Raw genomic sequence first — 13,448 nt, forward strand, 5'->3', positions numbered from 1 at the left:
CCTCGGTCGTACGCACTCGCCAATCCGCTGCCCGGTCCTCTGCGGAACCGCCGCCCGGCGTCCTCGCCACGCCAGGCCACGGCTCTCGTACCGACCGGCCCCGACAGTGCACGGACAGGCCCTTCCCGTACTGTCGTTCCATGCCACGCCGCACCGCGACGATGCTCGCCTCCACCCTGATCCTGATCGCGCTGCTCTGCGCAGGCGTGCTGATCAAAGTGCCGTACTCGGAGATGTCCCCCGGGCCGACCGTGAACACGCTCGGCAAGGTCGACGGCGCGCCCGTCCTGCAGATCACCGGGCACAAGACGTACGAGACCACCGGCAATCTCAATATGACGACGGTCAGGGTCACGGGCGCCGACTACAACATGAACCTCGTCGAGGCCGTCTACGGCTGGCTCGGCCACGACAGCGTCGTCGTTCCGCACGACACGCTGTACCCGGACGGCAAGACCGAGGAACAGTCGACGCAGGAGAACGCCGAGGAATTCAGCCAGTCCCAGGAGAGCGCCAAGGTCGCGGCCCTTACGGAGCTGGGCATCCCGGTCTCCTCGCGGGTCGTGGTCTCCACGGTCCTCAAGGACAGCCCCTCCCAGGGCAAGCTGCACGCGGGCGACGTGATCAAGGCCGTCGACGGTACCGCGGTCAAGCAGCCCGAGGACGTGGCGAAGCTCGTCACCAAGCACGAGCCGGGCGAGGACGTCACGTTCACGGTCATCCCCGCCAAGACCGCGGCAGCGGCCGAGAAGGCCGGCAAGGAGCCCGAGGGCGCCGAGAAGATCACCATCGCCACCGAGAAGGCGCCCAAGGAGAACCGGGCGATCGTCGGCATCCAGGCGGGGACGGACCACACCTTCCCGTTCGAGATCGACATCAAGCTCGCCGACGTGGGCGGCCCGAGCGCCGGCCTGATGTTCTCCCTCGGCATCGTCGACAAACTGACACCGGGGCAGCTGACGGGCGGCAAGTTCATCGCCGGCACCGGGACGATCGACGACAAGGGCAAGGTCGGACCGATCGGCGGGATCAACATGAAGCTGGTCGGCGCGCGCAACGCCGGCGCACGCTACTTCCTGACCCCCGACGAGAACTGCAAGGCGGCCGCCTCCGACACCCCGGACGGGCTCACGCTGGTGCGGGTCAAGACGATCGACGACGCCAAGAAGTCGCTGGACAGGATCCGCACCGGGGACGCGGCCGCGCTGCCGAGCTGCTCGGCAGGCTGACCGCATCCCCCAGGGCGGGCGGGAGGAGGGGTCAGGACTCGAAGGTCGCGGCCAGTGCCTCGGCCAGCCCCGGCACCAGGCCGGCGCCCGTCAGCACCTCGTTCGGCGAGTCCTTCTCCCGCAGGCGTACGGCCGACTCGCGGGCGCCGTCCCGCAGGACCGCCACGGTCATCCGCACCTCCTGCCTGTCGGGATGTCCGGCGACCCACTTGGTCAGCTGGGCGTCATCGAGACCTTCCGGGACGGAGGCCTCGGCGGACGGCGGCAGCATCAGCCGCTCGACCGTCATGGCGCACCCGACGACCGCGTCGGGCCAGGCGATCGTGGCGAGGAACTCGTCCAGTGCGGTACCTGCGGGAAGTTCCTCCTGCTCGATAGGGGTGAGTGCGGCGGCCTTCGAGCCGTCGTCGTCGAGGCCGAGCTGAGCGGCGAGTCCGGGCTCCTGGACCCGCAGCCGCGCGGTGTCGACCAGGGCGAAGAGCCGCGCGGGCTGGTCCCAGCCGAGGCCGGAGACGTACTGGTCGATTTCGAGCACGGCGACGGTGAGCGGGCTCGCGGCCATCGGGGGGCCTGAGGGGGAAACGTTGGGCATGGACGACATCCTGCCTCCTTCCACCCCGGGAACGGGAACTAGGTAAAGCCTCAGTAAGTTGCATAGGTGGGCTCTACGATCGCTGGGCCCGCTCCACACGACCGCGAACTTCGAGGTGCGCACGTTGGCTTTCCAGATGCCGGACCGCGGCGGAGGCCCGACAGGGCCACGGATCAGAGTCGGCCGCCCGTCCCGGCGCGCCCGAACCCTGCTCATGACACTGGGCGTCCTGGCGATCCTCGCCATGGCGTTCGTCATGTTCGCGGGGTTCTGGACGGACTGGCTCTGGTACAGGTCGGTCGCGTATTCATCCGTCTTCACCACCACCCTGTGGACCAAGATCGGACTGTTCCTCGTCTTCGGACTGCTGATGGCCATCGCCATCGGTGTGAACATCTGGCTCGCGCACCGGCTCCGGCCGCCGCTGAGCGCGATGTCGCTGGAGCAGCAGAGCCTGGACCGCTACCGGATGAGTCTCGCCCCGTACAAGAGGTGGGTCCTGCTCGCGATCACCGCGCTCGTCGGGCTGATCGCCGGAGCATCCGCTTCCGGCCAGTGGCGTACCTGGCTGATGTATGTGAACGGGGTGTCGTTCGGTCAGAAGGACCCCCAGTTCCACCTGGACGTGTCCTTCTACGCCTTCGACCTGCCGTGGTACCGCTTCCTGCTGGGCTTCGGCTTCGCGGCGACGGTGCTCTCGCTGATCGCCGCCGCGCTGACCCATTACCTGTACGGCGGGCTGCGCATCACCAGCCCCGGCGCGCGGGCGACGGGGGCGGCCACCGGCCATCTCTCCGTGCTGCTCGGCATCTTCGTCGCGCTGAAGGCCGTGGCGTACTGGCTCGACCGCTACGGGCTGGCCGTGAAGTCGAGCGACTTCAAGGCCACGGACAACTGGACGGGCCTGCGGTACGTCGACGCCAACGCCTACCTGCCGGCGAAGACCATCCTGTTCTGCATCGCCGCGATCTGCGCCGTGCTGTTCTTCGCGACGCTCTGGCGCCGCACCTGGCAGCTTCCGGTGATCGGGTTCGGGCTGATGGTCCTGTCCGCGATCCTGATCGGCGGGCTCTACCCGGCGATCGTGCAGAAGTTCCAGGTCCAGCCGAACGAGCAGGCCAAGGAAGCCCCGTTCATCCAGAAGAACATCAAGGCCACGCGGGACGCCTACGACATCGATGACGCACAGGTCACCGACTACGCGGGCAAGTCCACCACGGACGACGAAGCGAAGCTCCGCGCGAGCGCGGACGCCGCGGCCAGCTACCGGGTGATGGACCCCAACGTCGTCTCCCCGGCCTTCCAGCAGCTCCAGCAGAAGAGGAACTACTACCAGTTCCCCAAGACGCTGGACGTCGACCGCTACGAGGACGCGGCCGGCAAGGAGCAGGACACGGTCATCGGTCTGCGCGAGCTCAATCTCCAGGGCATCCCGAAGCGCAACTGGATCAACGACCACTTCACCTACACCCACGGCTACGGTGCGATCGCCGCCCGGGGCACCACCACCGGCAAGAACCCGAAGGGATCTCCCGACTTCACCGAGTCCGGCCTGCCGACCACCGGCGAGCTGGGCCAGTACAAGCAGGAGATCTACTACGGCGAGAAGACCGAGCAGTACTCCATCGTCGGCGGGCCCCAGAAGGAGCTCGACTACGAGGAGGACGGCGAGAAGACCACCAGCTACCAGGGCAAGAGCGGGGTCAGTCTCTCCAACGCCTTCAACCGCGCCGCCTACGCGGTGGCGTTCAGCGAGCCGCAGATCCTGTACTCCGGCGCCATCGGCGACGGCTCGCGGATCCTCTACAACCGCACGCCCAAGGAACGCGTCGAGGCGGTCGCCCCGTGGCTGACCATCGACGGCGACGCCTACCCGGCAGTGGTGAACCACCGCATCCAGTGGGTCATCGACGCGTACACCACGACCAACGGCTACCCGTACGCCTCGCGCACGACGCTCGGTGACACCACAGCCGACTCGCTGACCACCAACCAGCGCGCGGTCGTCGCCCAGCAGAACCAGGTCAACTACATCCGCAACTCGGTGAAGGCGACCGTCGACGCGTACGACGGCAAGGTCACGCTGTACGAGTGGGACACCGAGGACCCCGTCCTCAAGACCTGGCGCAAGGCGTTCCCCGGGACCGTGAAGTCCAAGGCGGACATCCCGCAGGACCTCATGGACCACCTGCGCTACCCGCAGGACCTGTTCAAGGTGCAGCGCGAGCTGCTCACCCGCTACCACGTCACCAGCCCCGCGCAGTTCTACAGCGGCAGTGACGCGTGGCAGGTCCCGGACGATCCGACCAACAAGGAGTCCGGCGCCGTTCCGCCGTACTACCTGAGCATAAAGATGCCGGACCAGACGGCTCAGAAGTTCTCGCTGACGACGACCTTCACCCCCAAGGGACGGCCCGACCTCGGGGCGTTCATGGCGGTGGACGCCGATGCGGCCAGCAAGGACTACGGCACGATAAGACTTCTGAGAGTCACCACCACGGTGAAGGGCCCGGGCCAGGTCCAGAGCGAGCTCAACGGCAACGACGACGTCGCCGAGTTCGTGAGGAACCTCAAGGGCACCGACTCCGACATCGAGTACGGCAACCTGCTCACGGTGCCGCTCGAAGGGGGCTTCCTGTACATCGAGCCGGTGTACACGCGCGGTGGCACGCAGAACTATCCGCTGCTGCGCAAGGTCGCCGCTTCGTACGGATCGAAGATCGTCTTCGAGAACAGCCTCGGGGAGGCGCTCAACGCGGTCTTCGGGGTGGACGGCTCCGATACGACCGAGCCACCGGCCGACACGACACGGCCACCGGGCGACACCACGGAACCGCCGGCCACCGGTGATGCCGCGCTCAAGAGGGCGATCGCCGACGCGCAGAAGGCCTACACGGCAGGTGAGACGGCCCTGAAGGAACAGGACTGGACCGCCTACGGCAAGGCCCAGGACGAGCTGCAGGACGCGCTGGAGCGGGCAGCGGCCGCCCAGTCCAAGCCCGGCAGTCCGAGCGCGACGGGTGAGGCGAAGAAGCCGGCGGCGTCGGCGAGTGCCGACAGCGGCGGCTGAGTAACCCGGTAAAGCTTCACCCCCGCGTCGTGGTACGGTTTGAACACAACGACGCGGGGTGGAGCAGCTCGGTAGCTCGCTGGGCTCATAACCCAGAGGTCGCAGGTTCAAATCCTGTCCCCGCTACTGAAAGGCGAAGGCCCGGATCCTCCAGAGGATCCGGGCCTTCGCCATGTCATGGTGACGTTTTTGTGCAGTCTGCGTGAAGTGCGGTTTGTGGGACGCGAGTTGGGCACGAGCGTGTTTGACTTGTCTCCCTGGGCATGTCGACAAAACGCTGAAGTGACCTCACTGGCCGCGATATACCAGGTGTACGCGGGTTGCGGGTGGTGCGACGATGGTATTTATGGGGGACAGGGCAACTCTGTTGGAGACAGGGCGGTTTGTGCAGCAGCGCGTCCATCCGGCGGAAAAAGTAGCGGATGTGGCATTTGCTGCTGCGGCCGCGCAGTACAACGACCACATCGAGACCGCCGAGACTGCGGGGTGTGCCGCGACCGTAGAGAGTGCAGAGAGCGCAGAGACCGCCGACGGCGTGGAGAACGCCGAGAGCGCGGAGACCGCTGCGAGCGCGGACAACGCCGAGAGCGAGGCACGCCACCGCCGTGCCGCCGACGCCGGAGACACGGTGTCGATGAGTGTGCTCGGCGCGCTCCTGCTGCGCCGGGGCGACCTGAGTGGCGCCGAGCGCTATCTGCGCGCGGCCACCGCCGACGGCGACCGGGCGGCGGCCAACAACCTGGGCGTCCTCCTGCACCAGCGCGGCTACGCGGACGAGGCGGCCGGCTGGTGGCGGATCGCCGCCGTCGCCGGCTCCGCCGCGGCCGCGCACGCCCTCGGACGCCACTACCGCGAGCGCGGCGACGAGCCCGGGGCCGAGTACTGGCTGCGCCAGTCCGCCGAACAGGGCCACGCGCTGGGCGCGTACGCACTGGCGGATCTGCTGGAACACCGCAGCGACGTGGGCGCCGAGCGCTGGCTGCGCGCCGCGGCCGAGCAGGGACACCGCGAGGCGGCGTACCGGCTGGCACGCCTGCTGGAGCGCAACGCGACGGACGACGCGCACGACGCGTTCGGCCGCCCCGGCCTGGGTCCGCACACGGGACCCGAGTCCGAGGCGGCCGCCGGGCCGCACGGGGACGTCCTGCGCAAGGACGACGGCCCGGTCGCGGGCCCGGACGCGGGACGCATGGGTGAGGCCGAGCAGTGGTACCGGCAGTCTGCCGCCCGCGGACACCGGCGTGCCGCCCTGCACCTCGGCGCCATCCTCGAACAGCGCGGCGAGCTCAAGGAGGCCGGCCGCTGGTACCTCATCTCCGCCAAGGCGGGCGAGGCGCGGGCCGCCTGCGCGCTCGGCTTCCTGCTGCGCGACGCGGGCGATCAGGAGAGCGCCGCCGTGTGGTGGCTGCGGGCCGCCCAGGACGGCGACGGCAACGCCGCCAACGCCCTCGGCGCGCTGCATGCCGCTCGCGGCGAGCAGCAGACCGCGGAGCGCTGGTACCGCGCGGCGATGGACGCGGGCGACGTCAACGGCGCGTACAACCTCGGGCTGCTCTGCGCCGCCCAGGACCGCACGCCCCAGGCCGAGCAGTGGTACCGGCGCGCCGCCTACGCGGGCCACCGCGAGGCCGCCAACGCGCTGGCCGTTCTCCTGCTCCAGGCGGGCGACGCGACCGGCGCGGAGCCCTGGTTCTCCAAGGCGGCCGAGGCCGGCAGCGTCGACGCCGCCTTCAACCTCGGCATCCTGCACGCCGGCCGGGACGAGGACCGTACGGCCCTGCTCTGGTACGAGCGTGCGGCGGCGGCCGGCCACACCGAGGCCGCGCTCCAGGTCGGCATGGCGCTGCTGCACCACGGCGAGGAGCGCGAGGCCGAGCGGCATCTGCGCTGCGCGGCGGGCGGCGGCAGCGCGGAGGCGGCCTTCCGGCTGGCAGGGCTGCTGGACGCCCGGCAGCCGCCGCCCGGACCTCCCGCGCTCGGCGAGCCCATGCCGGACAAGACCGAGTGCGAGGAGTGGTACGAGCGCGCCGCCGAGCAGGGGCACCGCCGCGCCCAGGTCCGCGTCGGCATGCTCGCCGCGGCCCGCGGCGACGTGGAGAGCGCCGGCCACTGGTACCGGCAGGCCGCCGAGGCGGGCAGCCGCAACGGCGCGTTCAACCTCGGACTGCTGCTCGCCCGTGAGGGCAGCGAGCGTGAGGCCGCGCTCTGGTGGAGCCGCGCCGCGAACGACGGTCACGGGCGGGCCGCACTGCGCCTGGCCCTGCTGGCCGCGCGCCGAGGTGAGCTCACCGAGGGGCAGCGGTGGTGTGCGCGGGCTGTCGAGCTGGGGCCGGCGGAGGTCGCGGAGCGGGCGGGGCGGCTGCGCGAGGCGCTGCACCAGGAGCTGACCGCGTAGCTAAGGCGGGCCCGCTGGGGCCCCGGCGGGCGCCGCTCCGGCGGGCTCCGGGGCCGCCGGAGCCCGGCCCAGGTGGCCCGTGGGAATGGATTTGCGCTGGTCCAGGGCGTGACGTAGAGTTGCAATCACAACGACGCGGGGTGGAGCAGCTCGGTAGCTCGCTGGGCTCATAACCCAGAGGTCGCAGGTTCAAATCCTGTCCCCGCTACTGAAGACAGAGGGCCGGATCCTTTCAAGGATCCGGCCCTCTGTGCATGTCGGCCCCTCCGCCCAGCCCGCCTCCGGGGCCGTGGACCCATGAACGCCCCAACAGAACGCCCCCACCGGAACATCCAGTGAGGGCGAGGGGCGCAGGCGTCGAACGGCGCCGGTCAGGCGCTCGCGGCGCAGTTCGGACAGATGCCGCGGTACGTCATCTCGACGCCGGAGATCGTGAAGCCGAAGCGCTCGCCGGCCGGCAGGTCCGCCAGCGGGTCGCCCGCCGGGTGCACGTCACGGATGGCGCCGCACTTCGCACAGACCAAGTGGTGGTGGGGGCGGTGCGCGTTCGGGTCGTAGCGCTTGGCCCGGCGGTCGGTGGAGACCTCGATGACCTCACCGAGGGTCACCATCTCGCCCAGCGTGTTGTAGACGGTGGCCCGGGAGATCTCGGGCAGCTTCGCCACGGCCCGGGCGTGGACCTCGTCGGCCGTCAGGTGGACGTGATCTCCGTCGAGGACCTCGGCCACGACGCGCCGCTGCGCAGTCATGCGCCAGCCGCGTCCTCGGAGTCGTTCCAGCAGGTCACTCATGGCTCAAGCCTAGCAGTGGCAGGGGCCAGGTCCTGAACAGGTGTGGCTTTGGATGGCACCTTGACTTGGACTTAGTCCATTGTAGGATCAGATCACAACATAGGCCAAGGACAGGCTGCGCTCGCCACGGCACGACGGACGTGGCGTAGATGCAGGAACGACGCAGGAGGCGCACGTGACACAGGGACCGCTCACCACGGAGGCCGGCGCACCGGTCGCCGACAACCAGAACAGCCAGACCGCGGGCGTCGGCGGTCCCGTCCTGGTGCAGGACCAGTCGCTTCTGGAGAAGCTCGCGCACTTCAACCGCGAGCGCATTCCGGAGCGCATCGTGCACGCTCGCGGCGCCGGCGCCTACGGCACCTTCACGCTGACCCGTGACGTATCGAAGTGGACGCGGGCGAAGTTCCTCTCCGAGGTCGGCAAGCAGACCGAGACCTTCCTGCGTTTCTCCACGGTCGCGGGCAACCTCGGCTCCGCCGACGCGGTACGTGACCCGCGCGGCTTCGCGCTGAAGTTCTACACCGAGGACGGCAACTACGACCTCGTCGGCAACAACACCCCGGTGTTCTTCATCAAGGACGCCATCAAGTTCCCCGACTTCATCCACACCCAGAAGCGCGACCCGTACACCGGCTCGCAGGAGGCGGACAACGTCTGGGACTTCTGGGGGCTGTCGCCCGAGTCCACCCACCAGGTGACCTGGCTCTTCGGTGACCGGGGAATCCCCGCCACGCTGCGCCACATGAACGGGTTCGGCTCGCACACCTACCAGTGGAACAACGAGGCCGGCGAGGTCTTCTGGGTCAAGTACCACTTCAAGACCGACCAGGGCATCAAGAACCTCACGCAGGCGGAGGCCAACAAGCTCGCCGGTGAGGACCCGGACAGCCACCAGCGCGACCTTCGCGAGTCCATCGAGCGCGGCGACTTCCCGTCCTGGACGGTGCAGGTCCAGATCATGCCGGCGGCCGAGGCGGCGACGTACCGCTTCAATCCGTTCGACCTCACCAAGGTGTGGCCGCACGGGGACTACCCGCTGATCGAGATCGGCAAGCTGGAGCTCAACCGGAACCCGGAGAACATCTTCGCCGAGACCGAGCAGTCGATCTTCAGCCCCGCGCACTTCGTGCCCGGCATCGGCCCGTCCCCGGACAAGATGCTCCAGGGCCGTCTCTTCGCGTACGGCGACGCGCACCGCTACCGCGTCGGCATCAACGCCGACCACCTGCCGGTCAACCGCCCGCACGCCACCGAGGCGCGCACCAACAGCCGTGACGGATATCTGTACGACGGCCGCCACAAGGGCGCGAAGAACTACGAGCCGAACAGCTTCGGCGGGCCGGCCCAGACCGACCGTCCGCTGTGGGAGGCCACCCAGGTCACGGGCGGCACCGGAACCCACGAGGCGCCGAGTCACGCCGAGGACAACGACTTCGTACAGGCGGGGAACCTCTACCGCCTCTACTCCGAGGACGAGAAGGGCCGGCTGATCGACAACCTCGCCGGGTTCATCGCGAAGGTCTCGCGTGACGACATCATCGAGCGCGCGATCAACAACTTCCGCCAGGCCGACGGCGACTTCGGCAAGCGCCTGGACGCCGCGGTCCAGGCGCTGCGCGCGTCATAGCGCCCAGGCTTGAAGTCCGGAGACGGCCGGTTCCCTGTCCGGGGGCCGGCCGGTCCGCTGTCCGGCCCCCTCAGACGACCAGCTCCACCGGATGACGCCTGGCCCGTGTCCAGCAGCGGATGATGTCGCGCACCGAGACGATGCCGACCGGCCCGTCGCCGTCCAGCACGATCAGATGCCGGAAGCCGCCGTGCGTCATGGCCTCGGCAGCCTCCTCCAGGGTCCAGACGGGCGCGGCGAAGACCACATCGGTCGTCGTGTGGGTGGAGGCGGTCTCCACGTCGGGGTCCTGCCCCGATCCGACCGCGTTGAGGATGTCGCGCTCAGTGATGATGCCGAACCCGCAGGTGTCCGGGTCGTGGACGACGGCTGCTCCGATACGGCGCGCCGACATCAGCCGGGCCGCCTGGCGGAGCGTGTGGTTCGGGCCGATGGTGAGGACCACCGTGCTCATGGCGTCACGGACGAGCATGAAAGGAGCCACCTCCTCGGTGAAGCGACTGCGTGAGCCGATTCACAAGTTCACAAGTGGGGGGACTCTCAGAGTTGCACCGATGTGGGGCGGCAACAAGGGGGAGCGAAGATCGTTCGAGGGGCGTGCGGTGGTGCGGCACGCCCCTCGTGGGTTCCCTGCGCCTGCTCAGGACCGTGGGCCCCGGTGCGGCGCGGTCAGTAGCGCTGGTTCAGATAGCCCAGCAGTTCGTGGTGGAGGATCCCGTTCGAGGCCGCCGCGTTTCCGCCCCCCGGTCCGCTGACCCCGTCCAGGCTGGTGAACCGGCCACCCGCCTCCTGCACGATGATCGCGTTCGCGGCCATGTCCCAGAGCGAGAGCTCCGGCTCGGCGCAGATGTCGACCGCACCCTCGGCGACCATCATGTACGGCCAGAAGTCCCCGTACCCACGGGTGCGCCAGCAGGCCCGGGTCAGATCCATGAGGCCGTCCAGCCGGCCCTGCTCCTCCCAGCCCGTCAGCGAGGAGTACGCGAACGAGGCGTCGGCGATGCGCTCCACCTTCGAGACGTTCAGCCGGGTCGCGGAGGTCAGGCTGCGGCCGGAGAACGCGCCCGCGCCCTTCGCCGCCCACCAGCGCCGCTGCAGCGCCGGCGCGGACACCACACCGACTACCGGCTGGAAGCCGTCCTCGCCCGCCTCCATCAGCGAGATCAGCGTCGCCCAGACCGGCACGCCGCGCACATAGTTCTTGGTGCCGTCGATCGGGTCGATCACCCAGCGGCGCGGACCCGTGCCCTCGATCCCGTACTCCTCGCCCAGGATCGCGTCGCGCGGCCGCGCCCGATGGAGGTGGCCGCGGATCAGCTCCTCGGCGGCCTTGTCGGCCTCGCTCACCGGCGTCATGTCCGGCTTCGTCTCGACCTTGAGGTCCAGAGCCTTGAACCGGTCCATCGTCGTCGCGTCGGCGGCGTCCGCCAGCACGTGGGCGAGGCGCAGATCATCGTGGTAATCGGGCATGCCGTCACAGTATCCACCGCGGGTGAACGGAGCCACAGGGCCCCGGAGCCCGCGTGAACCCTTGACAGTGCGGGGGAGCGCCTCAACTCTGAAACGCAGAGCCCTCGGTGCGGGAGGCGACGATGCCGACAGCGCGGGAAGCACTGCTCGACGCGGCACACACGGCGCTGGCCGACCGGCCCTGGCCCGTCGTGCGGATGGTCGACGTGGCGGCGGCCGCCGGGCTGTCCCGCCAGACGCTGTACAACGAGTTCGGCAGCAAGGACGGGCTGGCCCGGGCCCTGGTCCGGCGCGCAGCCGACAGCTATCTGGCCGGTGTCGAACGGGCTCTGGGATCCGCCGGCGGTACAGGTGACCGGCTGGCCGCCACCGCCGCCTGGACGGTTCGCGCCACCCGGGCGAACGCCCTGGTCAGGGGGTTGCTCACGGACTGCTGGAGCGAGCGGTTACCCCACCCCGGCGCCCTCGTCCCGGCAGGACGCCGCGCCTCCGCCGTGCCCGCCCAGCGCCGGGCCGACGCCGGAGCGCCTTCCCCCGCCGAACTCCTCGGCCAGGTCAGGGACCGCGCGGTGGCCGCTCTCGACGAGGGGCGGCCGCCGCACGACCGGGCGGCCCTGGCCGCGACCTGCGAGCTGGTGCTGCGGCTGGCCCTGTCCTACGCGCTGGTGCCGTCGCCCGCAGATGGAGTGGGGGACGGGGTGCCGCTGGTGCGGGCTGTCATGGACCGGCTGCCGGACATGGCCGCCTGAGGCTCAGTGGGACGAGCCCGAGAGCTGGAGCCCGATCACGCCGAGGATCACCAGCGAGATCGAGACCAGCTTGAGCGTGGAGACCACGTCGTCCAGGAAGACCATGCCGTAGATCGCCGTGCCCGCCGCGCCGATGCCGGTCCACACCGCGTAGGCGGGGCCGACGTCGAGCTTCTTCAGCGACAGGGTCAGCAGTCCGAAACTGCCGAGGGCGAAGATGCAGAAGGCGATGGTCGGCCAGAGCCGGGTGAAACCGTGAGAGAGCTTGAGGCAGACCGCGAAGCCGGTCTCCAGAAGTCCCGCGACCACGACCAGCAGCCACGCCATCGTCCGTGCCCCTCCCGCGTAGGTGACCGCCTTGTACCGCTGGGTGCGATTATGCACTTACCAGTGACGGGTGATCGCAAACGTGGCGGGGCAGCCGACTTCGCGTCGGGCCCAGGGCGCCGGGGGCCCGACGCCGGTCCTCGGACGGCCGGCCCGGACGCCCGGCGGCCACGCGGTCAGTCGCCCTCGCGTCGCTCCCGCGTCGACAGCAGCCGCCGAAGCGAATCCAGCCGTGCCGGATCGGCGTGCCCCGCCGCCACCCAGGCGTCCAGCGCGCATTCCGGCTGCTGGCTGTCGTGGGTGCAGCCGCGCGGGCAGTCCTCGGTGCCGGGCTGGAGGTCCGGGAAGGCGTTGATGACCCGTGACGGGTCGATGTGGTTCAGGCCGAAGGACCGCACCCCGGGGGTGTCGATCACCCAGCCCCGGTAGTCCGGCAGCGGGAGCGCCAGCGCCGAGGTGGTGGTGTGCCGGCCGCGGCCGGTGACCGCGTTGACGACCCCGGTGGTGCGCCGCCTGTCCTTGGGGACGAGGGCGTTGACCAGGGTGGTCTTGCCGACGCCGGAGTGCCCGACGAACGCGGTGACCCGGTCGTGCAGCTGCTCGCGGACCCGCTCCGCCGCGTCCCCGTTCTCCAGCTCATCGCGGCTGGTGACGATGAACGGCACGCCCAGCGGGGTGTACGCCTCCAGCAGCTTGTCCGGGGAGGCCAGATCGGACTTGGTCAGCACCAGGAGCGGGGAGAGCCCGCCGTCGTACGCGGCGACCAGACAGCGGTCGATCATGCGCGGACGGGGTTCCGGATCGGCCAGCGCGGTGACGATCGCCAGCTGGTCGGCGTTGGCCACGACCACCCGCTCGAACGGGTCGTCGTCGTCCGCCGTCCGGCGCAGCACCGAACGGCGCTCACCGATCCGGACGATCCGGGCGAGGGTGTCCTTCTCGCCGGACAGATCGCCGACGATGGAGACGGTGTCGCCCACCACCGCGGCCTTGCGGCCCAGCTCACGCGCCTTCATCGCGGTGACCGTGCGGCCCTCGACGAGGCAGGTGAGGCGGCCGCGGTCCACGGTGAGGACCATGCCCTCCTCGGCGTCCTCGTGCTTGGGGCGGGTATGCGTACGAGGCCGGTTGCCCTTGGGGTTGGGGCGGACCCGGATGTCGTCCTCGTCGGGGTTCTTGCCGTAGCGGCGCATGT

General features: G+C 69.9%; 11 protein-coding genes and 2 tRNA genes. 7 read left to right on the forward strand and 6 right to left on the reverse strand.

What is annotated here, in order from left to right; genetic code table 11:
- Nucleotides 1-140: 140 nt before the first annotated feature.
- Nucleotides 141-1,229 carry a YlbL family protein gene (locus tag ABTX18_RS08810; RefSeq protein ID WP_352122044.1) on the forward strand — a complete coding sequence of 363 codons (1,089 nt, stop codon included), beginning with the start codon at nucleotides 141-143 and terminating at the stop codon, nucleotides 1,227-1,229.
- A gap of 31 nt (nucleotides 1,230-1,260) precedes the next feature.
- On the opposite strand, the gene ABTX18_RS08815 is transcribed toward ABTX18_RS08810, so the two are convergent.
- Nucleotides 1,261-1,830, reverse strand: coding sequence for a PPA1309 family protein (locus ABTX18_RS08815; RefSeq protein WP_352122045.1), 570 nt, complete (start codon nucleotides 1,828-1,830; stop codon nucleotides 1,261-1,263).
- A gap of 127 nt (nucleotides 1,831-1,957) precedes the next feature.
- Here ABTX18_RS08815 and ABTX18_RS08820 point away from each other — a divergent pair, with 127 nt between their 5' ends.
- The 4 genes from ABTX18_RS08820 (at nucleotide 1,958) to ABTX18_RS08835 (ending at nucleotide 7,494) form a co-directional block, all read left to right on the forward strand.
- On the forward strand, nucleotides 1,958-4,891 hold the full coding sequence (locus tag ABTX18_RS08820) for a UPF0182 family membrane protein (protein ID WP_352122465.1): 2,934 nt from the start codon (nucleotides 1,958-1,960) through the stop codon (nucleotides 4,889-4,891).
- A gap of 52 nt (nucleotides 4,892-4,943) precedes the next feature.
- Nucleotides 4,944-5,017, forward strand: a tRNA-Met gene (locus ABTX18_RS08825).
- A gap of 211 nt (nucleotides 5,018-5,228) precedes the next feature.
- Nucleotides 5,229-7,286 carry a tetratricopeptide repeat protein gene (locus ABTX18_RS08830; RefSeq protein ID WP_352122046.1) on the forward strand — a complete coding sequence of 686 codons (2,058 nt, stop codon included), beginning with the start codon at nucleotides 5,229-5,231 and terminating at the stop codon, nucleotides 7,284-7,286.
- A gap of 134 nt (nucleotides 7,287-7,420) precedes the next feature.
- Nucleotides 7,421-7,494: transfer RNA gene (locus tag ABTX18_RS08835), tRNA-Met, on the forward strand.
- A 163-nt stretch (nucleotides 7,495-7,657) separates the two neighbouring features.
- Here the strand turns inward: ABTX18_RS08835 and ABTX18_RS08840 are convergent.
- Complete coding sequence (locus ABTX18_RS08840; protein WP_352122047.1) at nucleotides 7,658-8,077, reverse strand: Fur family transcriptional regulator; 420 nt, start codon at nucleotides 8,075-8,077, stop codon at nucleotides 7,658-7,660.
- Between the two features lie 175 nt (nucleotides 8,078-8,252).
- Here ABTX18_RS08840 and ABTX18_RS08845 point away from each other — a divergent pair, with 175 nt between their 5' ends.
- The gene (locus ABTX18_RS08845) at nucleotides 8,253-9,707 is read left to right on the forward strand and encodes a catalase (protein ID WP_352122048.1); all 1,455 of its coding nucleotides are present in this window, start codon (nucleotides 8,253-8,255) and stop codon (nucleotides 9,705-9,707) included.
- A 70-nt stretch (nucleotides 9,708-9,777) separates the two neighbouring features.
- Here the strand turns inward: ABTX18_RS08845 and ABTX18_RS08850 are convergent, their stop codons facing one another.
- Complete coding sequence (locus ABTX18_RS08850; protein WP_352122049.1) at nucleotides 9,778-10,179, reverse strand: CBS domain-containing protein; 402 nt, start codon at nucleotides 10,177-10,179, stop codon at nucleotides 9,778-9,780.
- A 197-nt stretch (nucleotides 10,180-10,376) separates the two neighbouring features.
- Nucleotides 10,377-11,177 carry a histidinol-phosphatase gene (hisN, locus tag ABTX18_RS08855; RefSeq protein ID WP_352122050.1) on the reverse strand — a complete coding sequence of 267 codons (801 nt, stop codon included), beginning with the start codon at nucleotides 11,175-11,177 and terminating at the stop codon, nucleotides 10,377-10,379.
- A gap of 122 nt (nucleotides 11,178-11,299) precedes the next feature.
- On the opposite strand from hisN, the gene ABTX18_RS08860 reads away from it, so the two are divergent.
- Nucleotides 11,300-11,926 carry a TetR/AcrR family transcriptional regulator gene (locus ABTX18_RS08860; RefSeq protein WP_352122051.1) on the forward strand — a complete coding sequence of 209 codons (627 nt, stop codon included), beginning with the start codon at nucleotides 11,300-11,302 and terminating at the stop codon, nucleotides 11,924-11,926.
- 3 nt (nucleotides 11,927-11,929) lie between these two features.
- Here ABTX18_RS08860 and ABTX18_RS08865 read toward each other — a convergent pair whose 3' ends face one another.
- A complete protein-coding gene (locus ABTX18_RS08865; protein ID WP_030915586.1) occupies nucleotides 11,930-12,253 on the reverse strand; it encodes a DMT family transporter in 324 nt (107 codons plus the stop codon).
- A 176-nt stretch (nucleotides 12,254-12,429) separates the two neighbouring features.
- Complete coding sequence (gene rsgA, locus ABTX18_RS08870; RefSeq protein ID WP_352122052.1) at nucleotides 12,430-13,446, reverse strand: ribosome small subunit-dependent GTPase A; 1,017 nt, start codon at nucleotides 13,444-13,446, stop codon at nucleotides 12,430-12,432.
- Nucleotides 13,447-13,448: the final 2 nt, after the last annotated feature.

Source organism: Streptomyces sp. NPDC096323 (assembly GCF_040302845.1).
In the GTDB taxonomy this organism is placed as follows: Bacteria; Actinomycetota; Actinomycetes; order Streptomycetales; family Streptomycetaceae; genus Streptomyces.

Bases quoted from the DNA above. Each gene is read 5' to 3' on its own strand.
- ABTX18_RS08820 (WP_352122465.1), top strand. From the start codon at position 1,958: ATGCCGGACCGCGGCGGAGGCCCGACAGGGCCACGGATCAGAGTCGGC.
- hisN (WP_352122050.1), bottom strand. From the start codon at position 11,177: ATGCCCGATTACCACGATGATCTGCGCCTCGCCCACGTGCTGGCGGAC.
- ABTX18_RS08810 (WP_352122044.1), top strand. From the start codon at position 141: ATGCCACGCCGCACCGCGACGATGCTCGCCTCCACCCTGATCCTGATC.
- ABTX18_RS08840 (WP_352122047.1), bottom strand. From the start codon at position 8,077: ATGAGTGACCTGCTGGAACGACTCCGAGGACGCGGCTGGCGCATGACT.
- rsgA (WP_352122052.1), bottom strand. From the start codon at position 13,446: ATGCGCCGCTACGGCAAGAACCCCGACGAGGACGACATCCGGGTCCGC.
- ABTX18_RS08865 (WP_030915586.1), bottom strand. From the start codon at position 12,253: ATGGCGTGGCTGCTGGTCGTGGTCGCGGGACTTCTGGAGACCGGCTTC.
- ABTX18_RS08850 (WP_352122049.1), bottom strand. From the start codon at position 10,179: ATGCTCGTCCGTGACGCCATGAGCACGGTGGTCCTCACCATCGGCCCG.
- ABTX18_RS08860 (WP_352122051.1), top strand. From the start codon at position 11,300: ATGCCGACAGCGCGGGAAGCACTGCTCGACGCGGCACACACGGCGCTG.
- ABTX18_RS08830 (WP_352122046.1), top strand. From the start codon at position 5,229: ATGGTATTTATGGGGGACAGGGCAACTCTGTTGGAGACAGGGCGGTTT.
- ABTX18_RS08815 (WP_352122045.1), bottom strand. From the start codon at position 1,830: ATGTCGTCCATGCCCAACGTTTCCCCCTCAGGCCCCCCGATGGCCGCG.